The sequence below is a fragment of the Streptomyces sp. NPDC059003 genome, assembly GCF_042740445.1.
Taxonomy (GTDB): domain Bacteria; phylum Actinomycetota; class Actinomycetes; order Streptomycetales; family Streptomycetaceae; genus Streptomyces.
In genome coordinates, this window is sequence record NZ_JBHYJH010000014.1 from 44,645 (window position 1) to 68,123 (window position 23,479).

Below are 23,479 nucleotides of genomic sequence, written 5' to 3' on the forward strand. Positions count from 1 at the left end.
GTCCCGTAGAAATAAGTGCCTTCCACCGGTCACATCTGTCTCCCGCGGGCCGTCATAGCGGTGAACGCCCTAACGAAGCACGAATGGAGACAGTGATGGGTACATCGATGGAAACGCGCGCGATCACGGCTGAGGTTCCGACGGGGCCGCGGCTGGCCGACGACCCCGGGGAGCTCGTGCCCGAGCTCGCGGCGGTGTCGGCGGCGCTGTTCAAGGTCACCGGGAACGGCTCGGTGCCGCGGTCCACGGTCAGCCTGGTCCAGCTGCGGGCGGGGCAGATCGTCGGCAGTACGTATCTGACCGTTCTGCACACGGGATTCCTGCGCGCGGCGGGGGAGTCGGAGGAGCGCATCACTTCGGTGGCGTCCTGGCAGGACTCCCCGTACTTCACCGCACCCGAGCGGGCCGCGCTGGCGCTCGTGGAGGCCGTGCTGAAGCCGTCCGGGCAGGGTGAGCGGGTCACGGACGAGCTCTACGCGCTCGTGGCGGAGCAGTACGAGCCGAAGGCGCTCGCCACCTTGATGTTCGTGATCGGCCAGGTCAACTTCTTCATCCCGGTGGCGCTCATCGCCAAGCCGGTGCCCGGCCGGTCCTTCAGCGACCCCTGGAAGTGACCTCTCCCGCCGGGGCGGGGCCCTTGGCGGAGTCCTGAAGGCGGTGGGGTGCGTGCACCCCACCGCCTCAGTGACTCACCGGCGTCCTCGTATCAAGACCGCCTCCCGTATCGAGACCGGGACCGCCGATGAAGGGTGATCCTCAGATGGCCTCCCACAGGGCGGGGACGTTGGGCGGCTCCCAGCCCGGGTTGGCGGTGTGTCCCTGGATGCAGCGGTAGCGGACGCCGTCGTAGGTGACCACGTCTCCCGTCGCGTAGGTGGCGCCCACCTGCCACGTGGTCTCGCCGCTGCCGGGCACGGTGAGGGTGTAGGTGGTGGTGTGGCTGGCCTGTCCGCTGCCGGTGAAGGTCAGCGTGTACGTGCCGCTGACCGTGCCCGCCGCGACCTCGACGGTGGCGGTCGCGGACTCGCCCGAGGTCACCGTCTCCGGGCTGATGGAGACGCTCACCCCTGTGGGGGCGCCCGAGGCCGACAGGGCTACCTTCTGCGCGTTGCCGCTGGTCGTGGCGGTGGCGAGGGTGACCTTGGCGGAGGAACCGGGCTCGACCGTGCCCGAGGTCGGGTCGGCGGAGAGCGAGAAGTCGTCCGTCGGGGCGGGCTTGTCGCCGACAGCCGTCTTCCAGATCGTGTACGCGACACCGTCCGCGCTGCGGTCCAGGGCGGTGGCACCGATGTTGTCGGTGGTGTCACAGCCGGAGTGGTAGCAGGGGTCGTAGGGGCGGCCCGCGGTGCCGCCCCACTTCGCCGCCTCGGCCGCGGACTTCGTGTCCGAGGCGCCGGTGGCGTAGCCGGAGGTGGCGATGCCGACGCGTTGGAAGGAGGCGTCGTCCGACCGGCCCTGGCCCTCGACGTTCTCCTGCGGCGCGAGGTTGAGGGACGTCCAGTACTCCTTCATCGGCGCCGAGGCCGCGGAGTTCAGGTTGTTGATGAAGTACCCGGCGTTGACCGAGCCGATCATGTCGAAGTTGTAGTACGCCTTGATCTTGGCGCGCTCGGTGCCGGACAGTGACCTGGCGTAGAAGTCCGAGCCGTTGAGGCCCTGCTCCTCGTCGGTCCACCAGGCGAAGCGCACGCGGTTCTTCATGGCGGGGTTGGTCTGCGCCAGGGTCAGCGCCGCCTCCAGGATCGCGGCGGAGCCGGAGCCGTTGTCGTTGATCCCGGGTCCGGCGGCCACACTGTCGAGGTGCGCGCCGAACATGTACACGTTGTCCGCGTCGCCCTGCGGCCACTCGGCGACCAGGTTGTTGCCCGCGCCGGCGGAGCAGCCGGAGGTGCACGGCTGCTCGGTGACCGTGTAACCGGCCGCCTCGAGCTTGCCCTTGATGTACGCGACGGAGGCGCGGTAACCGGGCCCGGTGGCGCGGCGGTTGCCGCCGTTCTGCGAGGCGATGGTGTTGAGCTGCGTCAGGTGCGCCCGCACCTTGGCCACGTCGATGTCCGGCGGAGGCGTCGGATTGCCGCCGCCGCCCACGGTCAGCGTGTACTGGGCGGTGTGCGTCTTGGCGCCCGCGGTGCCCGTGACGGTGATCGGGTAGGTCCCGGCCGCCGTGGACGACGCCGTGGTGATCTTCATGGTGGAGTTGGCGCCGGAGGTGACGGTCGCCGGGTCGAACGAGACGTTCACCCCGGTCGGCGCGCCGGAGGAGGTCAGCGTGACCTGCTGGGCGCTGCCGGTGACGGTCGTGGTGTTGACCGTGGCGGTGGTCGAGGCGCCCGCGTCGACCTTGCCCGAGGCCGGGGTGAGACCGAGAGAGAAGTCGTTCTGCTGTCCCGAGCAGCTCGGGTCACCCGTCTGGGCCGGGATGTTGATGGCGTCCCAGGCCGCCTTCGTGGCGTTGAACAGGTCGCAGCTCGCGTCCAGGTTCTTCGCCGAGGTCAGCGTCGCGGTGCGGTAGCGCTTGTACGTCATGCCGCTGGTCTTGAGCAGCATGGCGTCGTAGTAGATCTTGCCCGCGTTCTTGACGCCGACGCCGGTCACCGGCTTGTTGTTGCAGGTGGGGCTGGACGGCTTGCCGCCGCCGGGGTTCGACCCCTCGGCGAGCAGGTAGAACCAGTGGTTCAGCGGCCCGGCCGCCTTGTGCTCCTCGGTGTTGGGGATCGACGCGGAGTAGCAGTTGGGGTCGTTGTTGACCCGGCTCGGGTCGTACATGTTGCGGATCGGACCGCGGCCCTGCAGGTTGATCATTTCCCCGACGGTGTAGTCAGGTGTGTCGTAGGGAGCCGGTTCGTTGATGTACGCCTCGGTCAGGGCGCCCATGATGTCGCCGGTCGCCTCGCCCAGGCCGCTCTCGTGGTTCGCCCCGCCGGGGGTGTTGGAGTCCAGGCCGTGGCCGAACTCGTGGGCGACCACGTCGACGCCCGCGATCCACTCGTTGGCGCTGTTGTGGCCGATGGTGACGGAGGAGCCGTCCCAGTAGGCGTTGAGCTCGTTGAGGCCCACCCGCACCGGCCAGCTGCGGCCGTTGCCGTCGTGACCGTTGCGGCCGAACCACTCCTTGAACATGTTCCACTGCTTCTGCGCCGCGAACATCACGTCGACGCAGCCGGTCTCCTTGCTCCTGGGGTCGCCGGTGCCCCAGTCGTCGGTGGCCTTGGTGAAGAGGCCACCGCTGTAGTCCGAGCACTGGAGTCCCGGCCGTGTGGTGTCGCGCAGCACGTAGTTGCTGCCCGACCGGGACGTGTCGATGGTCAGGGGGCTGGGGCCGTTCCACTTGCTGCGGCCGGTGCCTGCGTGCACGTCGTCGTACGTGTCGACGACCTTGCCGGTGAGCGCGTTGACGAAGACGTGCAGCTTGCTGGGGTGGCCCGCCTTGGACCGGCCGGTCAGCACGGTCTCCCAGGCGAGCGCCGGGGTGTCGTTCCTGACGCGCACCACCAGGCGCTTGGAGGTGACCTTCTTGACCGATGCCAGCTTGGTGCGGCTGGTCTTGACGGCCTGTGCGGCCTTCACCTTGGCCTTGGTGTTCACCGAGATCGTGGCGTCGGTGGCGGAGTGCGTGGACCGTACCCTGCCCTTGCCGTCGGCGAGGACCACGGCGTCACCGCCCACCACCGGCAGTCCGCGGTAGGTGCGCTCGTACGCGACGGAGTACAGGCCCTTGCCCCAGGGGATGACCTGGTGCCGGTCGTACTGTTCCTGGGGCCCCTTGGCGAGCGTGTCGAGGCCGCTCCGTGCCGCCTTGTCGGCGGCGGCGACGGCTCTCGCGAGGGGGTTCGGCTTGCCTGCCGGGGGAGCGGCCGGTGCTGCGGCCGAGGCGAGGGACGCTGGCACCACCATCCCCCCGACTGCCATGGCCAGGGTTATCCCGGCCGCTGCGGTCCTTCTGAGCATCACGGCTCCTTGTGAGAGGTGTTGAGGCTCGATCAGGCCAGTAATGTCATGGGCATGTCAGCAACTGGGCTCGCCCCGCTGCTCCGCTTCAGCTGCTGACGGTGGCATGACACGTACATGGCTGGCGGAACCTTCGCATTGGTCTGGACCGCAGTCAACGGTTTTCGGGCGCCCCGCACGCCCTGTCAAGAACTGGCAAGCCGGGCGGGACGGCCCCGCCTCACTCCGAGGCGTCCCGCAGCCTCTCGCGGTACTCCCGCACTTCCGGCAGGTCGCCCCAGCGCCCGAAGAGGCGGCCGTTGAGACCGCGCAGCTCGGCGGAGATCATCAACTCGCGCAAGCGCAGGGACTCTTTCAGGACGGGTTCCACCAGGGCGACCGCGGCCACGGGATCCCCGGCGCACGCCCAGCTGTCCGCGAGACGCAGAGTCAGGAGCAGACGGGTGGTGTGCATGTGGGGTGGCAGCAACGTGTACGACCGCGCGGTGGCCTCGATCGCGCGCCGGGCCGCCGCGCGGTCGTCGGTCACCACCGCGAGGTCGCGCAGCGCGCCGCCGACCGCCGACTCGAGGCGGACCACGCCCTCGGCACCGGACAGCCAGGGCGCTTCGAGGCGGTCCCGGTCATCCAGGCGGGCGAACCTGCGCCGGGCCAGGGCGATGTGCCGCCGACACGCGACGGAGTCGTGGCGCAGCGCGTACGCACGCGCCTGGTACAGGTCCGCCAGCGTCGTCATCCAGCGCCGCTTGGCATCCACCGCCCCGATGGCCTCCGCGTACACGAGCATCGACGCGGCGTCCCCGTCGAGCCGCACGAGGGTGCACATGTCACTGAGGAGCGTCGCCCGGACCTCCGCGTCCTGGGCGGCGTCCGCCCATCGCAGGCCGTGCCCGAACCAGGCCATGGCGACGCCGCTCTGCCCGCGCTCCATCCGGAGCCGCCCCGCGACCTGGGCGTACTGCGCGGCGAGCCGCAACTGCCCGTACGGCAGCCGCCCCGTGGCGTTGACCGCCTCGGCCCAGCGCGCCACCCCGCGAAGGAGCCGTTCCACGGTCGCCGCGCACGCGTCGGTCACGTCGACGAACGCTTCGCGGATCAGGCAGGCAAGGACGGCGGTGAGCCCGTGCAGCAGCTCCGCCTCCGCGACGACGCCGTCGTACGGTCTGGTCAGACCGTGCATCAAGTCCGACACCGAACCCTGGTCGGGCACCGCACAGCCCATCGTGCCGTGCAGCGGGCAGGGCAGCCCTTCGGCGGGCAGCCGCGCGGGCCACGAGTGGGACGCCAGCGAGACCTCGTCGCCGGGGGCGTCCGCTCCGGGGATCGGGGCGAACAGCGTGGATGCCGTCAGGAAACGTCCTGGCCCGCGCGGCGCCTGGTGCGGGGCGGCGACGATCGCCGCGAGCTGGCCGCCGGTCTCCAGCACGGAGTCGAGCCGGCACACCAGGTCGAAGGGCGGCTCCCGCAGCCCCGCTTCGAGCCGGCTGATGAAGCTGTGGTGGTACCCCACCCTCCTGCCGAGCTGCAGTTGGGTGAGTCCGGCCCGTCGGCGGTGGAAGCGCAGTTGCCGCCCGAACTCCGCCCACTTCGGCTCCACCGCCTGTGCCGCACCGACGGACATGGCCCCTCCCCGATCGGGCTCTCACCCTCGGGCTCTCACCCTGGGGGCAGTGTGACACCTGAGGTTCGCGCTTCCAACGTTCATACAGAACAATGGAATTGGCTTTGCACGGGCCTTAGCTTCGGTCCTGATCAATCACGGTCAGTCTCAAAGGCCTGCGGCCTTGACCCTCACGTGGCGTCAGACGGCATAGTCGGGGCCGTGGAAGATCACTGGACTGTGGGACATGTGGCCAAGCTGGCCGGCGTGAGTGTCCGCACGCTGCATCACTATGACGAGATCGGGCTCGTTCAGCCGTCGGCGCGGACCGGGGCCGGCTACCGGGCCTATGCGGCGAGCGACGTGGAGCGGCTGCGCGAGGTGCTGGCCTATCGGCGCCTGGGCTTCGGGCTGCGGGAGGTCGCGGAGCTGGTCGGCGACCCGGCCACCGACGCGGTCGCTCATCTGCGCCGTCTGCGTGGGCTGCTGGTGGAGCGGAGGGAGCGCACTGACGCCATGGTGGCGGCCATCGACAGGGAACTCGAGGCACGGGCGAGGGGGCTGAAGGTGACACCGGAGGAGCAGCTGGAGATGCTCGGCGCACGGCTGTACGACGCCATCGGCGGCGCCTACACCGCGACGCGGCGCACCGAGCCGCGCATTGCCGCGCAGATCTGGGACGCGCTCGGGGACGGGCGGACGGTGCTGAACGTCGGGGCCGGCACCGGCTCCTACGAGCCCACTGATCGCGAGGTGACCGCGGTGGAGCCGTCGGAGGTCATGCGGGGGCAGCGGCCCGCCGGCTCGGCGCCGTGCGTGGCCGCTGCCGCGGAGAACCTGCCCTTCGAGGACGAGTCCTTCGACGTCGCGATGGCCGTCTCCACCGTTCACCACTGGGCGGACCCGATAGCGGGGCTGCGTGAGATGCGGCGCGTGGCCCGGCGCGTGGTGGTGCTCACGTTCGACACCGACGAGCCTGGATGGCAGGACCGGTTCTGGCTCACCCGCGACTACCTGCCCGAGTTCACCGCCGTCCTCGCGGATTTTCCGTCGCTTGCCGGGATGGCCGACGCGATCGGCGCCCGCGCCGAGCCGGTGCCCATCCCGTGGGACTGCGCCGACGGCCTGTTCGAGGCGTACTGGCGCCGACCGGAGGCGTATCTGGAGGATCACGTGCGCCGTGCGATGTCGGTGTGGACGAGGGTCGGGCCGGATGCCGAGCAGCGGGCGGTACGCAGCCTCGGCGACGACCTCGACTCCGGCCGCTGGGCCGAGCGCAACAGCGCCCTCACCGACCTCGACGCGGCAGACCTCGGCCTGCGCCTGCTCGTGGCGTGACGGGGGCCGCCATGCACACGAAGGGGACCTCGGATGCGCAGGCGCAGGACGCCGATGAGGAGTTGGGTGCCGTCGCAAGCGGCGGGCTGTGCACCCTCACGTTCCTGCTCGTCGCGTACGTCCCGGCCACCTTCATCGGCGAACTCTTCGGCAACCGGGGCCTGCCCGCGTCTCCCTGGCTGCTCGCACCGATCGTGGGCTGTGCGGTGTCCGTGATGATGTGGGTCGAGCCCTGGCTGCAGAGCCGTTCGTGGTGGTCGTGGGCCGGGAACGTGTGGGGCGCGCTCTTGATGGGGCTGAGCGTCGTGGCTCCCGTCGTCGTCGCGGTGGTGCGGCCGATGTCTCTGTGGCCGTGGCTGCCGCCGGTCGTGCCGACGGTGCTGTCCTTGGCACCCATCGCGCTCGCCCTGTGGTGCGTCAAGCGATGGCACCGGCACCTGCGGAAGCACCAACGGCCGCAACTCGGTCCGTTCAGGCCTGTGCCACGGATCGGTGAAGCCGACTGCCACGATGCGTGAGCAGGTCCGGGGACGGGCCATGGGCACGAGCACCACTGGGGCGCCCGGCAATCCGCCGGGCGCCCCTTGCGGTGCGCAGTCGCCGCGAGCAGATGATGCTGCGGGCGAGGGGTCAGGGTGTGGTGGTGAGAGTCGGCCAGAGGGTGGTGGCGGTGAGGGGGCGGGCCAGACGGCGGGCCCAGTAGGTTTCGTCGCCGTCCTCGTCGCGCCAGGACCACAGGCGGGTGGTGGCGAGATGGAGCGGGCTCAGCTGGGTGATGCCGATGGCGCCGTGGAGTTGGTGGGCGATGCGGGCTGTCTCGGCGGCCGAGGCGGACGCCTGGGTCTTGGCGGCGGCGATGGCGAAGCGTGCGGCCGGGCTGCCGGCGTCGAGCGGGGCGGCGGCGGCCTGGACGGCGGCGCGGACCAGGGCGGCCTCCTCGATCAGCCGTGCTTCTTCCTGCTTGACGGCCTGGAAGTGGCTGAGCGGACGGCCGAACTGGGTGCGGGCGGTGGTGTGGGCGACCGTCAGGTCGACGCAGCGTTCGGCGGCTCCGGCGATCAGAGCGGAGCGGGCCAGGGCCGCGCGGAGCCGGGCCTCGTCGAGCAGTTCGGGGGAGAGCCGTCGGACCTGAGAGGCGGGGACCTCAAGGGCGGCGAGGTGCAGGTCGTCGCGGGGTTCCCCGGCGAGATTGCTGCCGGGGGCGAGGACGGCCTGATCGGGGGCGAGGGCGAACAGGACAGGGCCAGAGGGGGCGGTGGCCAGGACGACGACCGCGGCGGTGGTGCGGGCCCAGGGGACGCGGCGCAGGGTGCCGGTGACCAACAGGGTGTCGTCGTCGCCCAGGCAGCCTGCCGAGCCGACGGGGGAATCGGCCGGGTGGGCGTACCGGACGGTGAGCTCGGGGGCGATGGCGTAGGTGAGGGAGCCGTCCGGGACGGGAAGGCCGGCACGGCGCAGCAGCGGGCGGGCGACCAGGGCGGTCTCGGCGACGGCGGCGGGGACGGCGCGGCGCCCTGCTTCCTGGGCGGCGGCGAGGAGTTCGGCGGTGGGAGCGTCCGGGGCCGGGAGGGGGACGGCGTCGGGGGCGGTGGTGTGGGTGACGGTGGCGATGGCGGCCGCGTCGGCGTAGAAGGCGGTGGTGTCGTAGGCGTCCGCGGAGATGACGGGGGTGCTGGTGTCGATCGTGTGGGTGTTCATCGGCGCTGCTCCAGACCGCGAGTGATGATGCCGCGAAGGATTTCGTTGGTGCCGCCGCGCAGCGTGTAACCGGGGCTGTGCAGCAGGGCGAAGGCGAGCAGCTCGGGGTGGCTGCCGGGGGTGGCGTGCGGATCGGCCGTGGTCGGCAGGACGCCGCGGACGGTGTCGATCAGCGTGCCCTCCAGGCGGGTGCCGAGGTCCTTGACCAGGGCGGCCTGGGTGTCGGGGGAGGCGCCGGCGTCCAGGGCCGCGGCCACGCCGAGGGACAGCCGGCGAATGCTGTGCAGACGGGCGGTCAGGATGCCGAGCCGGGTGAGCTGTTCGGCCGTCACCGAGCACTGCTCGAGTTCGCGGAGCAGGGAGACCAGCAGGGGGAAGGTGGACAGATAGCGCTCCGGGCCGCTGCGTTCGAAGGCGAGCTCGCCGGTGACCTGCTTCCAGCCGTCGCCCCGCTGCCCGAGCAGCATGCCGTCGGGTACGTCGACGCCGTCCAAGTGGACAGCGTTGAAACGGTGCTCGCCGCTCATCAGGCGGATCGGCTCGATCCGCACGCCGACGGCGCGCAGGTCGACGATGAACTGGCTGAGCCCGGCGTGCCTGTCGTCGGCCTCGTCGGTGCGGGCGAGGACGATGGCGTAGTCGTTGACGTGGGCGCCGCCGGTCCACATCTTGGTGCCGGTCAGCCGCCAGCCGTCGGCGGTGCGCTCGGCGCGCGTGGCGACCGAGGCGAGATCGGAGCCGCTGCTCTTCTCGCTCATGCCGATGGAGAAGAAGCACTGACCGGCGGCGATCCGGGGCAGGAAGAAGCGGCGCTGCTCCTCGGTGCCGTGCTGGAGCAGGGAGGGGCCTGCCTGCCGGTCGGAGACCCAGTGGGCGCTGACCGGGGCACCGGCGGCGAGCAGTTCCTCGATCACCACACAGCGCTCCAGGAAACCGCGGCCCGCGCCGCCGTACTCGGTGGGCAGGGCCATGCCGACCCAGCCGCGCTCGGCGAGGCGACGGCTGAAGGCGGGATCCCAGCCGGCCAGCCAGGAGTCGGGGCGGCCGAGCACGGTTCCGAGGGCGCGCTCCTCGTCGAGGAAGGCGCGGACCTCGGTGCGGAGCCGCCGGGCCGATGCGGTCAGGACGACATCGGGGAAGGCGATCGGTGAAAGCGTCGAAGGCGACATGGCTCATTCGCTCCCGGGGTTGGTGAAGGGGTGGTGCGTTTTTCCGGCACGGAAGTTAGGCACGGAAGTTAGGCACGGACATTCGGTAAGGACATTTGGCGCGGACATTGGGCAAGGAAATTCGGCGGGGGCATTCGGCGCGGACATTCGGTCAGCCCGTGGGGTGCAGCAAGGAAGGGTCGAAGCCCGCTTCGCGGAGGACCTCGTCGGTGTGCTGGCCGATGCCCGGGCAGGGCCGTAGCTCCGGCTCCGGGTCGGCCGAGTAGCGGACCGGGCGGCCGATGACCCGGTAGCGGCCCTCGGTGGGGTGTTCGGCCTCGTACAGCACACCGCCCTCCTGGGCGTACGCGGTGGTGGCGGCGGAGGCCAGGTCGAGCACGGGGGCGGCGGCGATGCCCGCCCGGTCACAGAACTCCTGCCACTCGGCGCTCGTGTGCCGCGGTGTCAGCTCCGCGAGCAGCGCATAGAACGCGTCGGCGTTGTGGGCCCGGTCGGGGCCGGTGACGAAGCGGGGGTCGGTGGTGAGTTCGGGGCGGTCGACGAAGGTGGTGAAGTCCCGCCAGTTGCGGTCGCTGTGGGGCAGGATGCACATCCAGCCGTCGGCGGTGCGCAGGGCTCGGCGCCGGGGGCTGAGCGAGCGGGCGGAGCCGTACTCCCCGTCGGCCTCCAGGGCGGCCGCACCCAGGTGCTCGACGAGGTTGAAGGCGAGCATGGTGTCGGCCATGGGGACCTCGATGTGCTGTCCGGTGCCGCCGTGCTCCCGGTAGTGCAGCGCGGCAAGCACCGACTGGGCGATCTGCATGCCGCAGATCTTGTCGGCGAGCACGGTGGGAACGTAGTGCGGTTGGCCGGTGACCTGGTGGTTGAGCCAGACCAGGCCGCTGGCCGCCTGGATGATGTCGTCATAGGCGGCGTGGGTGCCGTAGCGGCTGTCGCTGCGGAAGCCGTGGGCGCTCGCGTAGATCAGGCCGGGGCTGACGGCCGCGACGTCGTCGTAGCCGAGGCGGAGCTTCTCCAGGGCCTGCGGGCGCAGGTTGGTGATGAAGACGTCGGCGGTGCGCAGGAGGGCGAGCAGGGCGTCGCGGCCGTGCGGGGCCTTGAGGTCGATGGCGGCGCTGCGCTTGTTGCGGTTGAGGTTGAGTGCCGGGGCGCCCATGCCGGGGTGGCGCCGCGGCGGGTAGTGGCGCGTCATGTCGCCGGTGGGCGGCTCGACCTTGATGACGTCCGCGCCCAGGTCGCCGAGTTGTTGGGCGGCGTACGGGGCCATGATCACGCTGGCCAGTTCGACGACGCGGACTCCGGCGAGGAGTCCGCGGCCGGACGGGCCGCTCGGGTTCTCGGACATCTCTCGGTGCCTCCTGGGGTGTCGAGGGAGGATGGGGGTGATGCGGTAGGGGATCGCGTCCGCAGGGGCGCGGGGCTGTGTCGATAAGCGGCTCCGCCGCGGGGCGCGACCGGCCCGCACCGGCCCGCAGGTGACGTACCGCCCTTCGCGCGGCGCCGAGCAGTCAGCCCAGACCGTCGAGGCCGCGCGCGGAGCGCTCAGCGCCACTGGAGCGCGGCAGACCCGAGCGGGGAACGCCGGCCGGGCTGGGGGACCGTGCGCCCGCTGTACGCGAACGGCGTCGCCGGTTCGGTGAGCGGACCGAAGTCGGTCCCGGTGGTCGAGAGCGCGGCGAACGGCGTGCGCCCGGGCCGGGGCAGGCCGATGACGTCCTCCCGCGCAAGCAGTCCGAGTTCCCGCACCCAGTGGCACACCCCGGCCAAGGTCACGCGGATCCGCCACGATCCGCCCTCCGTCGCGCGCCGACGCAGGACCGCCCCGACGGCGGCCGCCCCGAGGTAGGCGGCGAGGTAGTCGTTGAGCAGGTACGTCGGCGGCAGCGACGGCCGGTCGGTCCACTCCTCGACGGCGAACCCGGTGGCCGAGCAGGCGAGTTGGTCGAACCCGCCGCGTTCGCCCCAGGGGCCGTCGGCGCCCCAGGCGTGATATTCGAGGGCGATCAGGCCGGGGCGGCGCCGGACGAGTTCCTCGGTCGACGCGCCGTGCCGGGAAAGTCCCCGGTAGGCGTGCACGAAGACGTCCGCGTCCTGGAGCACGTCGTGGAAGGCCGCGCGGTCGTGGGCGTCGCGCAGGTCGCAGTAGGCGTTGCGCTTGCCGCCGCCGGTCATCGCGATCATCGGGATCGGGTCGGGGCGGTCGGGCCGCGACAGGTGCAGCACGTCGGCGCCGAACTGGGCGAGCAGTCGCGCCGCGACGGGCCCCGCGATGACATGGGTGAGATCGAGCACCCGTACACCCGTGAGCGCCTCATCGGCCGCGCCGATCGGATCCAGGGGCCGGACCGGTCCGTCACCCACGCGTTCGATCTCGACGACCGGGCGCCGCGCGACATGGCGCCCCGCGGGGTGCGTGAGCCACTCGTCGCGGCTGCGCACCACGCAGGCGACGCCGCCCCGCGCGCAGATGGCCTCCTCCAGCGTGAAGGCGTCCCAGTCGGCCGTGGCCCGCGCGATCCCCACCTTGTCGAGCTCGCACCGCAGCACGGCGCAGACCGCGTCCCGCAGATGCGGATAGGTGGTGATGATGAAGATCCACCGGCCGTCGCGCGCCCGGTAGAAGTCGTTGTTGCCGAGCAGCGTCGGATCGTCGAGCAGAGAGCCGAGCGGGCGGCCCGAGAGCGTCGTGTGATACGTCGCCATGAGCTGGTCGATCGCGGCCGCGGCCTGCACCTGCACCCTCTGGTGCGGGTGACCGCGCTGCGCGCCGAGCGCCGCCATCTGCTGCCCGAAGACACCGATCGCGGCAGACATGGCATCGGCGAGGCGGTGCACCGAAGGCACCAGGGGATCAGCCCCGACGATGGTGATGTCCTCGGATCCGCGGGCCGGATCAGGGTCGCCGAGGGTGTGAAGCAGCCGGGAGACGATCTCGCCGGTGGGCGGCGTCGACGGCGTCGGCTGCGGCGTTGGCTCCGGCTTCGACGTCACCGTCGTCCCGGCCGTGGTCATCCTGTTCGAAGTCATGCCGGGATGCTCGTTCCCAGCGCCGGGACGGCGCCCGCATTCACGGATATCCGTGAACCGATGCGAACGTCAGGTCCGCCCCTCCTGGATGTGTGCGAGGAGCCGGGCCGCCGCCCGGTCCAGGCTCAGCCGCTCCGAGCGGCCGCGGCGCCGGTGCATCAGAGCGAGGGCGCCCGTGACGACGGGGCCGTCGGTGACGGGGATCGCGAGCGCGCTGACCTCCGGGTCGGCGAGGCCCTCGCTGCGGCTGATCCGCGACGTACGGATCACCGGCAGAGCGGAGCGGAACTCCGCGACCGCCTCGGGGTCATGGCGGGCGAGCTCGTCGAGCAGCCCACGGCGCTCCGCCTCGTCGGTGAAGGCCAGGAGCAGACGGCCCGCGGCGGTGCGCAGCAGCGGCCGGGCCATGTGCCGGTCGGCGAGCGGCACGAGGCGGGGGATCTGGTCTTCGCCGCCGCGCGCGAGGTAGACGGCGTCGAGCCCGACCCGCACCGTGAGCAGCACCGGCGTACCCGCGACGTCGCTGAGCTCGTCGAGCTCGGCCTGGCTGATCCGCGGGACGGTCCGGCCGGCGATGAGGTTGAGGACGTGGGGGGCGGGCCCGAGCCGGAGACGGTGGTGCTGTTCCAGCAGAAAACCGGTCGCGACAAGGCCGTTGACCAGGTCCTGCACGGAGCTTGCCGGTGCCTGGACCGTCCGTGCCAGCTCGGCCACGGTGATCCCGCCGGGCGCCCGCGCGGCGGCCTCCAGGATCCATGCGACCCGGTCCACCGTACGGTGACGCCGCAGTCGGCCGTGCTCACTCATCCCGTCTCACCCTGTCCTTATCCGCACCGAGACCGCCGCACCCACACCGAGCACGACGAACAGCCACCTGCGAACCAATTCTTCACGCCTCCCCTTTCGCGCCGACCACCGACTGCCTGGGAGTCGGCCGTCGAAGCTGAGACATTCGCACACGACTGAAAGGCCTTGTGCGGCCTGTCGCCATGGCGGAACGTGCGTTCTGTTCTGTGGCCGGTGGGGCTAGTGGGAGGTCTTGTGGGCGAGCCGCTCAACCTGTTCGCGCAATGGGCAGCACGGACGCCGGATGCTCCCGCGGTCATCGCGGAGGACGAGCAGTTGTCGTTCGCCGAGCTCGACCGACGGTCCAGTGCCCTGGCCCGGACCCTGACCGAACACGGAGCCGGCCCCGAGCGGCTTGTGGGCCTCAGCGTGGGGCGCGGCGCCGCGATGGCCGTCGGCGTGCTCGGCATCCTCAAGTCCGGCGCGGCCTATGTGCCGCTCGACCCGGCGCACCCGAAGGCCCGGCTGCGGTGGATGGCCGAGGACGCGGGCGTGGCGGTCGTGGTGGCCGAGCCGGGCCCGGCGGGGCTGTTCGACGGCCTCACCGGGCTGACGGTCCTCGACCACAAGTCCGGCGCCCAGGACGGGGGAGCCGGCGGGGAGGCGCTCCTGGCGCCGCCATCGGCACGCCCCGCAGCCGGGAATCTCGCCTACGTCATCTATACGTCCGGCTCCACCGGACCGCCCAAGGGCGTCGCCGTCGAACACCGTCAGCTGGCCCATATCTGCGCGGCCTGGGAGGAGTTGTACGGGCTGCGCGCCGAGCCGTTGCGCTTCGTGTCGGTCACCAGCCTGTCCGTCGACCTGTTCCTCGCGGACATGCTGCGGTCCGTCTTCACGGGCGGCTGTCTGGTGATCGCCTCCGATGAGGCGGTCACCGAGCCCGCACGGCTCCTCGACCTCGTCGAGCGGCACGGGGGCACGGCCGTGGAGATGCTGCCGGGGCTCGCCACCGAGTGGGGGCGGGAGGCGGCGAGAGCCGGGCGCGGCATGCCGCCGCTGCGGCTGCTCTCGGTCGGCTCGGAGGGCTGGCCCGCCCGGGACTTCGAGGAGCTCGCCGGACGGCTGCACCCGGACACGGTCCTGGTCAACGCGTACGGGACGACCGAGACGACCATCGACTCCTGCGTGCTGCGCGCTCGCCCCGGATCCGGGAGCGTACCGGTCGTACGGGGTCCGTTCGTGCCGATCGGGCGGCCCGTTCCGCGCACCGCCGCCCACGTCCTTGACTCCGGGCTTCGGCCGGTGCGGGACGGGGAGGAGGGCGAGCTGTACCTGGGCGGGAGCGGGGTCGCGCGCGGCTATCACGGGCGTGCGGCACTGACCGCCGGGCGCTTCGTCGCCGATCCGTTCGCGGCGGACGGGTCCCGGATGTACCGGACCGGGGACCGGGTGCGCCGGGGCGACGACGGGAACCTGGAGTTTCTGGGCCGTACGGACGACCAGGTGAGCATCCGCGGTTTCCGGATCGAGCCCGGCGAGATCGAGGCCGCGCTGCTGCGGCACCCCGGGGTGCGGCGCGCCGCCGTGACCGCGGGCGATGACGGCAGGCGGCGGCTCGTCGGATACGTCGAGCCACAGACGGACGAAGGCGCCCCCGCACGCCCGACCGGCGAGGAACTGCGGGCCTTTCTCGCCGACGGCCTGCCCGCGCACATGGTCCCCGCGGCGTTCGTCGTACTCGACCGGCTGCCGCTGCTGCCCAACGGCAAGCTGGACCGGCGCGCGCTGCCCGCGCCGGAGCGGTCGGCGGCGTACGTCGCGCCGCGCACCGCCGCCGAGCGGGACCTCGCCGCGATCTGGGCCGAGGTGCTCGGCGTCGACCGGGTGGGCGCCGAGGACAACTTCTTCGACCTGGGCGGCGACTCCGTCATCGGCATCCGGGCCGCGTCCCTCGCCAGGTCCCGGCTCGGCTCGGTGTGGCCGCACCGCGCGCTGTTCGACAGGCCGACGCTGGCTGAGCTGGCCGCCGTGCTGGCACCCGCCGAGCGTGCCGGGTCGCCCGAACGGAGCGCGCCGCCGCCCGAAGGAGGCGCCCACGGGCACCTGCCGCTGTCGTTCGCGCAGCAGCCGCTGTGGTTTCTGCACGACTACGCGCCGGGCGCCGAGTACAACATCGGCAAGGCCCTTCGGCTGACCGGCCCGCTGGACGTCACGGCGCTGCGGGACGCGCTGACCGAGGTGGTCTCGCGGCAGGCCGCGCTGCGTACGACCTTCCAGAAGGTCGATGGGCAGGGCGTGCAAGTGGTCCTTGAACCGGGTGCGGCCGAGGTGGCCCTTGAGCGCGTCGACCTGCGGGGCGCCGCTGCCGACCCGTCCGTGGAGGCCGCGCTGGAGCAGGTGCTGCGCGACGAGTGCCGCAAGGTCTTCGACCTGCGGGCCGCACCGCCGCTGCGCGCCCTGCTCGTCCGGCTCGGACCGGCGGAGCACGTCCTGGCACTGACGATGCACCACCTCATCACCGACGACTGGGCCAACGAGGTACTGCTGTCGGAACTCGCCCACTGCTACTCCGCCGCCGTGCGCGGCGAGCCCGCCGCGCTGGCGCCGCTCACCGCTCACTACGCGGACTTCACACGCTGGCAGCGCGCACACCTGGCCGGTGCCGACGCCGATCGTCACCTCGCCTACTGGCGTGCGCGGCTTGACGGGCTCACGCCCACCGAACTGCCCACGGACCGGCCGCGCCCCGCCACCCGCAGTACCGCGGGGGACGCGGAGTGGGCCACGGTTCCGGCCGCGGTGACCAACCGGCTGAAGGAGCTCAGCCGGGCGCGGCGGGTGACCCTGTTCACGACGCTGATGGCGGCCAGCCAGCTCCTCCTCTCCCGGCACTGCCGTCAGGCCGATGTGGCCGTCGGCACCGCCGAGTCGGGGCGGGGGCGTGCCGAGTGGGCCGACCTGGTCGGGTACTTCGTCAACACGGTCGTGATCCGCTCCACCGTGGACGAGCGGCAGCCCTTCGGTGACTTCCTCGACCAGGTCCGGGACACCCTGCTCGACGCCGTCGCGCACGCGGACGTGCCGTTCGAACAGGTGGTGCGTGAGCTGGCACCGGAGCGCGACCCGGCCCGCTCGCCGCTGGTCAGCACCATGGTGGTGATGCAGAACGCGCTCGCGAGGGAGCGGGACTTCGCCGGTCTGACCGCCGAGGACGTCGAACTGCCCGCGGTCGCGGCCGGCTTCGACCTGGTCCTGGAGTTCCGCGAACGGGGCGACGGCCTGAGGCTGTACGCCAACTACAACACCGACCTCTACGACGGCGCGACGGTGCGGCGGCTGACCGGGCAGTTGACGGCGCTCCTGACGGAGATCGCCGCCGATCCCGAACGGCCGCTGCGGCGGCTGCCGATGGGCGGGGAGGAACCGGCGCCGCCCGTGCCGTCCCTGGAACCGGCGTCCGCGTGCGCCCACGAGCGGTTCGAGGAGTGGGCGCGGCGGACCCCCGACCGGCCCGCCGTGCTGCACGACGGGACGCGGCTCACGTACCGCGACCTGGAGGAGCGCGCCAATGGCCTCGCCCACCGGCTCGTGGCGTGCGGGGTCGGCCCCGAGACGCCCGTCGGGATCTGTCTGGAGCGTTCTCCGGACCTGATCGTGGCGCTGCTCGCCGTGCTCAAGTCGGGGGGCGTGATGGTGCCCCTCGACCCCCGGTATCCGCCCGAGCGCCTCGCGCTGCTGCTCGGCGACACCGGCACACGGGTCGTGCTGACCCGGGAGCCGCTCCACGACGTGCTGCCCGCAGGAACGACCGTGACCTGCCTGGATCCGGGCGGGGCCGAGCCGACGGCACGGGCGGCCGCGCCGCCGCGCACCGGGGTGGGGCCGTCGCATCTGGCGTACGTCATCCACACCTCGGGCTCGACCGGCCGCCCCAAGGGCGTGATGATCACCCATGGCTCTCTGGCGCTCGTCGTCGAGGACACCCGCCGCACGTTCGGCTTCGGCCCGGCCACCAGGACGCTGCTGCATCTGACGGTCTGCTTCGACGGCGGGCTGTGGCAGGCCCTGACGACGCTGTTCTGCGGCGGGACCCTGTGCCTGAGCGAGGCGGGCGAGCGGGACGGCGCGCTCAGCCTCGCCGAGCAGGTCCGCCGCGACGGCGTGACCCTGCTGGTCCTGACGCCCGCGCTGCTCGCCGCGGTTCCCCCGGACGAGGTCCCGAGCGTCGACACGGTCGTGGTCGGCGGCGACGTCTGCCCGCCCGAGCTGGCGGCGGCCTGGCTGCCCGGGCGCACGTTCATGAACGCGTACGGGCCCACGGAGACCACCGTCAACGCCACCGCGCACACGCTGCCCGCGGGCACGGACCCCGGCACCGTCCCGGGGGTCGTGCCGATCGGCACCCCCGGCCGCACCGCCCGCATCCAGGTGCTCGACCCCTATCTGCGGCCCGTGCCGGTCGGCATGGACGGCGAGCTGTACATCGGCGGGCCCGGCGTCGGGCGCGGGTACGTGGGCGGTCCCGGCCGTACCGCCGAGCGCTTCGTGGCCGATCCGTGCTCCCCCGGCGAGCGGATGTACCGCACGGGGGACCTGGTCCGCCGACGGGCCGACGGGGCGCTCGAGTTCCGGGGCCGGGTCGACCACCAGGTGAAGGTGCGGGGCTTCCGGATCGAACCGGGCGAGATCGAGTCGGTCCTCGCCACCCACCCCGGAGTGGGCGCGGTCGCGGTGGTGACCAGGGGCGAGCGGCTCGTGGCCTACGTCGCCACCGACAGAAAGGCCGCCGACGGCCGGGCCGCCGAGGTGCCGACCCCCGAAGCCCTGCGGAGCCTCGTCGGGCGGGTGCTGCCCGCGCCCATGGTGCCGTCCGCCTTCGTGGTCCTCGACGAGCTCCCCGTCAACCAGAGCGGCAAGGTCGACCGCCGTGCTCTGCCGAAGCCGCCGCCCGCCGCCGGAACCCGCTTCGCGGCACCGCGCACCCGCACGGAAAGCGCGCTGGCCCAGGCGTGGGCGGCGGTCCTCGGAGTCGAACGGGTGGGGATCGACGACAACTTCTTCGCGCTCGGCGGCGACTCGATCCTCAGCGTCCAGGTGGTCGCCGCACTGGGCCGGCAGGGCATGCGGATCGTGTCGCGCGACATCTTCCAGCGGCAGACGATCCGCGAGCTGGCCGGGGCCGTGTCCGTCGAGTCCGCAGGGCCCGCCGCGTCCGCCGCGGCGGACACGTACGACGCCTCCCTGGCGGGGCCGTTCCCGCTCACCCCGATCCAGCACTGGTTCTTCGAGAACCTGACCGTGTGCCCCGACCGCTACACCATGCCCCGCTGCGTCGAGCTGGCCGCCGGGGTGGACGTGACGGCCCTGAGGGCAGCCGTGCACGCGCTCGTCGCCCACCACGACGCGCTGCGGACGCGAGCCGAACGATCCGACGACGGGGCCTGGCGGCTGCGGATCGCGCCCGTCGAAGAAGAGGGCGAAGGGGGAGGGAGCGAGGTCTTCGAGAACTGGGACGAGCTGGCGGACGACCCGTCCCCCTCGCCCGACCTGTCCGGCGTCGTCGCACACGCCGAAGCCGCGCTCGACCTGCGCAGGGGACCGCTCCTCAAGGCCGTCCTCATCGGCCTCGGCCCGGCGCGCAACCCGCGACTGCTCCTGATGGCCCATCACTTCGTGGTCGACGGCGTCTCCTGGCGGATCCTGCTGGACGATCTGCGCACCGCCTACCTCCAGGCCGTCGAGGGCGGCCCGATCGACCTCGGTCCGAAGACCACGTCGTTCCCCGACTGGGCGCGGCGGCTCAACGCGTACGTCGCCTCCGGCGGGCTCGACGCCGAGCTGCCGTACTGGACCGGCGTCCGGCTCCCGCCCGCGGCCCCGTCCGACCCCGCCAAGGTCAGCACCGGCGATGTCGTCTCCCCCAAGGCCAGCACCGGCGATGTCGTCACCGCCCGGCTGAGCCGGGAGGAGACCGCGGCGCTGCTGCGCGAGGTGCCCGCCGCCTACCGCACCCGGCCGAACGACGTCCTGCTGGCCGCGCTGGCGCGGGTGCTCGGCCCGGGGCCCGTCACGATCAACCTGGAGGGCCACGGCAGGGAGCAGCTCTTCGACGGCGTGGACACCTCCCGTACGGTCGGCTGGTTCACCACCCAGTTCCCGGTGACCATCGAGCTGCCGGAGCCGTCCGCAGCGGCGGACACGGCGGACGTCGCAGACTGGGGCCCCGCCCTCAAGGCCGTCAAGGAGCAGCTGCGGGCCGTACCCCGCAACGGCCTCGGCCATGACGCGCTGCGCTACCTGGGCCGGAGCGACGCACTGCGCGGACCCCGGCCGCACGTCAACTTCAACTACCTCGGCCAGTTCGCGCCCCTGGACGCCCGCGGCGGCTGCTACAGCGGACGGGAGTTCCCGCTCGCCGACGGCATCCACCCGGACGAGAACCGCCCGTTCGACCTCGAGGTGACAGCCGAGACCACCGGCGGCGAACTCGTCTTCACCTGGGACTACTCCCGCGACACCTACGACGGGCCGGAGATCCGGCGGCTCGCCGGCGGCACGCTCGCCGCGCTGCGCGCGCTCACCGCGCACTGCCTGGCGCCCGGCAGCGGCGGGCGCACGCCATCGGACTTCCCGCTCGCCGCGCTCGACCAGGCGCAGGTCGACGCGCTGGTCGGCGACGGGCGTGCGGTGGAGGACGTGTATCCGCTGACGCCCCTTCAGTCCGGGATGCTGTACCACTCGCTGAGCGGCGACGGGGCCGATGTCTACGCCCGCCGGGTCACGCTCGTCCTCGACGGGGTGACGGACCCGCGGGCGCTGGCCGACGGCTGGCGGCGCGTGGTGGCGGCGCACCCCGTACTGCGCAGCACGGTGCACTGGTCGGGGCTCGCCGAGCCGGTGCAGGTCGTGCACCGCGCGGAGCCCCGGATCACACACCACGACCTGCGGCCACTGCCGCCCGGCGAGCAGCGTGCGCGGCTGCGACGACTGGTGGACGAGGACCGCGCCGAAGGGCTCGACCTGCGCCGTCCCCTCCCCTTCCGGGTGACGATCTCGCGCCTCTCGGACAGCCGGGCGCATGTGCTGCTTACGACCCATCATCTCTTCCTCGACGGGTGGAGCATGACCCGGACCGTGGACGCGGTCCTCGCCGCCTGCACGGCGCTCACCCGCGGGGACGCGCCCGAGCCCCTGGTGTGCAGGCCGTTCCGGGAGTACGTGGAGTGGCTGCACGGGCAGGACGCCAGGGACGGCGACGCCGCCGAGGCGTACTGGCGGGAGGCGCTCGCCGGGTTCGACACGCCCACTCCGCTGCCCTACGACCGCCCTGCGGCGCGGCCCACCAGCGAGGTCCGCACCTGCGTCGTCCAACTGCCGGACACCCTGGACATCGGAGCCTTCGCGCGGCGCCACCGGCTGACCGTCAGCACGGTCGTCCAGGCGGCCTGGGCGGTGCTCCTCGCCCGGCACGCCGGAGTGGACGAGGTGCTGTTCGGCACCACGGTCTCCAGCCGCCCCTCGGCCGTCCCCGGCGTGGAGACGATCAGCGGACCGCTGATCAACACCGTGCCGGTGCGGGTCGCCGTCGACCCCACGGCCGACACCCTCGACTGGCTGGCCCGGCTCCAGGAGGAGCAGGCGGCGGCACGGGAGTTCGCCCACTACCCGCTGGCGCGGCAGCAGGCCCACAGCGAAGTGCCCGCCGGGACCCGCCTGTTCGACAGCGCGGTCGCGTTCGAGAACTACCCCGGCGACCCGGCGGACGTCCGGCACGGCGAGGTCCGCGTGGCCGACCTTGACGGCGACGACACCACCAACTATCCGCTCGGCCTGATCGCCCAACCGGGCGACGAACTGGCGCTGCACCTGTTCTACGACCCCGAGCTCTTCGACGCCGCCACCGTCGAGCGGCTGGCGGGACGGCTGCGCACCGTGCTGCGCGGCATGGCCGAGCAGCCGCACCGAAGCGTCGGCGACCTGCCCGTCCTGCCCGACGAGGAGCGAGCGCAGGTGCTCGGGGACTGGACCCGCTCCCCTCTCACCCCCGACCGGCCCGGCACCGTCCACGAGCTGTTCGCCGAGCAGGCCCGCCGCCACCCGGACGCGCCCGCCGTGCTCAGCCACGACGGCGCCGAGCAGGTGAGCTACGCGGAACTCGACCGAAGGGCCAACCGCCTGGCCCACGCGCTCGCTGCGCGCGGCATCGGACCCGAGTCGGTCGTCGGCGTGTGCCTGCCCCGCAGCATCGCCCTGGTGACGGCCCAGCTGGCGGTGTGGAAGGCCGGGGCCGCGACACTGCCGCTCGACCCGGACCACCCCGCCGAGCGGCGCGCGTGGATGCTGGCCGACGCGGGCGCCACACTGGTAGTGCTGCCCGAGGGCACAGGGTGGGAGCCGGACGCGCCCGTGCTCTTCCTCGGCCTCGACGGGACGGGCGTGGGGGACCGCCACCCGGACACGGCCGCGCCTCTTCGGGACCGCCACCCGGACACCGCCCCACAGGCGCGGGACCGCCACCCGGACACGCCCCCGCAGCGGCGGGACCGCCTCGACCACGCCGCCTACGTGATGTACACCTCCGGCTCCACAGGGCGTCCCAAAGGCGCCGTCCTCACCCACCGCGGCGTCGCGAACCTGGTCGCCACCGCGCGACAGCACGGCGACATCGGGCCCGGCAGCAGAGTGCTCCAGTGGCTCTCGGTCGGCTGGGACACCGCGTTCTTCGACCTCACCACGGCGCTGCTCACCGGGGCCGCCCTCGTGCTGGCCCCGCCGGAACCACTGCCGGTACTGGCCGACACCATCAGGGAGCGCGGTGTCACCCATGTCGCCGCACCGCCCGCCGTCCTGGCGACCCTGCCCGCCGCATCCGTACCCGGAGTGACCGTGTTCGCGGTCGGCGAGGCCCTGCCGGGCGAGACGGTGGAGAGCTGGTCGCGCAGGGGGCGGCTGCTCAACGGGTACGGGCCGACCGAGGCGACCGTGGGCTCGGTGATGAGCACGCCGCTTTCGGGGCGCACCACGCCGCCGCTCGGCAGGCCCTTCGCGGGCACGCGGTGCTTCGTCCTCGACGCGCGGCTACGGCCGGTTCCGGTGGGCGTCGTCGGCGAGCTCCACCTCGCGGGGGGCGGCCTCGCGCGCGGGTATCTGGGCCGGAGCGGGCTGACCGCCGGTCACTTCGTGGCCTGCCCGTTCGGGGAGCCGGGCGAGCGGATGTACCGCACGGGCGACCTGGTGCGCTGGGCCCCCGACGGCACCCTCCACTTCGTCGGCCGGTCCGACGGCCAAGTGAAGGTGCGCGGCGTACGCGTGGAGTTCGGCGAGGTGGAGGCCGCACTCACCGCCCACCCCGAAGTGGCGCAGGCGTGCGTGGTCAGCGCAGGGGAGGGCCCGGCGCGGCATCTGGTGGCGTACGTGGTGGCCACGACCCCGCCGACGCCGGGAGAGCTGCGGGAACACCTGGCCGTACACCTGCCGGAACAGATGATTCCCACGGTGTTCGTCCCGCTGGACCGGCTGCCCCTGACCCCGTACGGCAAGGTGGACCGCCGGGCCCTGCCCTCGCCCGAGGCTCCCGTGGGCGCCACGTACCTGCCGCCCCGCACCGACAGCGAGCGGACCGTCGCCGAGGCGTGGACCGGACTGCTCGGCAGGGCGCGGGTCGGGATCCGGGAGAAGTTCTTCGAAGCCGGCGGCTCCTCGCTCACCCTCATCCAACTCGCCGACCGGCTGCCCGGGTTGAGCATGGCCGAGCTCCTCGCGCACTCGACCATCGAGGAGATGGCCGCCCGCCTGGACCTGCGCCGCGCCGGGCCCGCCGACGACGGCGAGCGCCCGGGGCGGCACCGCGGCGACCCGCCCGCGGACCCGCACGGGAACGACCACGATCACGACGACTACGAACTGTGAA

At 72.7% G+C, this 23,479-nt stretch carries 11 protein-coding genes; 4 read left to right on the forward strand and 7 right to left on the reverse strand.

Translation table 11 applies throughout. From position 1 onward, the window contains the following. Positions 1-107: 107 nt before the first annotated feature. Positions 108-614: a carboxymuconolactone decarboxylase family protein gene (locus ACFWZ5_RS08955; RefSeq protein WP_384785847.1), complete on the forward strand. Its 507-nt coding sequence runs from the start codon at positions 108-110 to the stop codon at positions 612-614. Positions 615-756: 142 nt separating this feature from the next. Here the strand turns inward: ACFWZ5_RS08955 and ACFWZ5_RS08960 are convergent, their stop codons facing one another. Together ACFWZ5_RS08960 and ACFWZ5_RS08965 are read right to left on the reverse strand one after the other, a co-directional pair. Continuing rightward, positions 757-3,948, reverse strand: a complete 3,192-nt coding sequence (locus ACFWZ5_RS08960) for a M20/M25/M40 family metallo-hydrolase (protein ID WP_384785525.1) — start codon at positions 3,946-3,948, stop codon at positions 757-759. Positions 3,949-4,168: 220 nt separating this feature from the next. Then, positions 4,169-5,569 (reverse strand): helix-turn-helix domain-containing protein, encoded by a 1,401-nt coding sequence (locus ACFWZ5_RS08965; protein WP_384785522.1) that lies wholly within the window; start codon positions 5,567-5,569, stop codon positions 4,169-4,171. A gap of 219 nt (positions 5,570-5,788) precedes the next feature. Between ACFWZ5_RS08965 and ACFWZ5_RS08970 the strand changes: the two genes are divergently transcribed. Together ACFWZ5_RS08970 and ACFWZ5_RS08975 are read left to right on the forward strand one after the other, a co-directional pair. Then, positions 5,789-6,886 (forward strand): MerR family transcriptional regulator, encoded by a 1,098-nt coding sequence (locus ACFWZ5_RS08970; protein ID WP_384785844.1) that lies wholly within the window; start codon positions 5,789-5,791, stop codon positions 6,884-6,886. Positions 6,887-6,897: 11 nt separating this feature from the next. Continuing rightward, a complete protein-coding gene (locus tag ACFWZ5_RS08975; RefSeq protein WP_384785519.1) occupies positions 6,898-7,404 on the forward strand; it encodes a hypothetical protein in 507 nt (168 codons plus the stop codon). Positions 7,405-7,516: 112 nt separating this feature from the next. Here ACFWZ5_RS08975 and ACFWZ5_RS08980 read toward each other — a convergent pair whose 3' ends face one another. The 5 genes from ACFWZ5_RS08980 to ACFWZ5_RS09000 form a co-directional block, all read right to left on the reverse strand. Further along, the gene (locus tag ACFWZ5_RS08980; RefSeq protein WP_384785516.1) at positions 7,517-8,584 is read right to left on the reverse strand and encodes an acyl-CoA dehydrogenase family protein; all 1,068 of its coding nucleotides are present in this window, start codon (positions 8,582-8,584) and stop codon (positions 7,517-7,519) included. Then, positions 8,581-9,753, reverse strand: a complete 1,173-nt coding sequence (locus ACFWZ5_RS08985) for an acyl-CoA dehydrogenase family protein (protein ID WP_384785513.1) — start codon at positions 9,751-9,753, stop codon at positions 8,581-8,583. The genes ACFWZ5_RS08980 and ACFWZ5_RS08985 overlap by 4 nt, the downstream gene beginning before the upstream one ends. A 151-nt stretch (positions 9,754-9,904) precedes the next feature. Continuing rightward, positions 9,905-11,098, reverse strand: coding sequence for a CaiB/BaiF CoA transferase family protein (locus tag ACFWZ5_RS08990; protein ID WP_384785510.1), 1,194 nt, complete (start codon positions 11,096-11,098; stop codon positions 9,905-9,907). 197 nt (positions 11,099-11,295) lie between these two features. Further along, positions 11,296-12,780: a CoA transferase gene (locus ACFWZ5_RS08995; protein WP_384785507.1), complete on the reverse strand. Its 1,485-nt coding sequence runs from the start codon at positions 12,778-12,780 to the stop codon at positions 11,296-11,298. 69 nt (positions 12,781-12,849) lie between these two features. After that, positions 12,850-13,587, reverse strand: coding sequence for a helix-turn-helix domain-containing protein (locus tag ACFWZ5_RS09000; RefSeq protein WP_384785505.1), 738 nt, complete (start codon positions 13,585-13,587; stop codon positions 12,850-12,852). A gap of 234 nt (positions 13,588-13,821) precedes the next feature. On the opposite strand from ACFWZ5_RS09000, the gene ACFWZ5_RS09005 reads away from it, so the two are divergent. Further along, on the forward strand, positions 13,822-23,478 hold the full coding sequence (locus tag ACFWZ5_RS09005; protein WP_384785502.1) for an amino acid adenylation domain-containing protein: 9,657 nt from the start codon (positions 13,822-13,824) through the stop codon (positions 23,476-23,478). Position 23,479 lies beyond the last annotated feature (1 nt).

What these genes read in the sequence shown, in the direction of transcription:
- ACFWZ5_RS08975 (WP_384785519.1), top strand. Translation starts at nt 6,898, where the DNA reads ATGCACACGAAGGGGACCTCGGATGCGCAGGCGCAGGACGCCGATGAG.
- ACFWZ5_RS08995 (WP_384785507.1), bottom strand. Translation starts at nt 12,780, where the DNA reads ATGACTTCGAACAGGATGACCACGGCCGGGACGACGGTGACGTCGAAG.
- ACFWZ5_RS08955 (WP_384785847.1), top strand. Translation starts at nt 108, where the DNA reads ATGGAAACGCGCGCGATCACGGCTGAGGTTCCGACGGGGCCGCGGCTG.
- ACFWZ5_RS08960 (WP_384785525.1), bottom strand. Translation starts at nt 3,948, where the DNA reads ATGCTCAGAAGGACCGCAGCGGCCGGGATAACCCTGGCCATGGCAGTC.
- ACFWZ5_RS08985 (WP_384785513.1), bottom strand. Translation starts at nt 9,753, where the DNA reads ATGTCGCCTTCGACGCTTTCACCGATCGCCTTCCCCGATGTCGTCCTG.
- ACFWZ5_RS08980 (WP_384785516.1), bottom strand. Translation starts at nt 8,584, where the DNA reads ATGAACACCCACACGATCGACACCAGCACCCCCGTCATCTCCGCGGAC.
- ACFWZ5_RS08990 (WP_384785510.1), bottom strand. Translation starts at nt 11,098, where the DNA reads ATGTCCGAGAACCCGAGCGGCCCGTCCGGCCGCGGACTCCTCGCCGGA.
- ACFWZ5_RS09000 (WP_384785505.1), bottom strand. Translation starts at nt 13,587, where the DNA reads ATGAGTGAGCACGGCCGACTGCGGCGTCACCGTACGGTGGACCGGGTC.
- ACFWZ5_RS08965 (WP_384785522.1), bottom strand. Translation starts at nt 5,569, where the DNA reads ATGTCCGTCGGTGCGGCACAGGCGGTGGAGCCGAAGTGGGCGGAGTTC.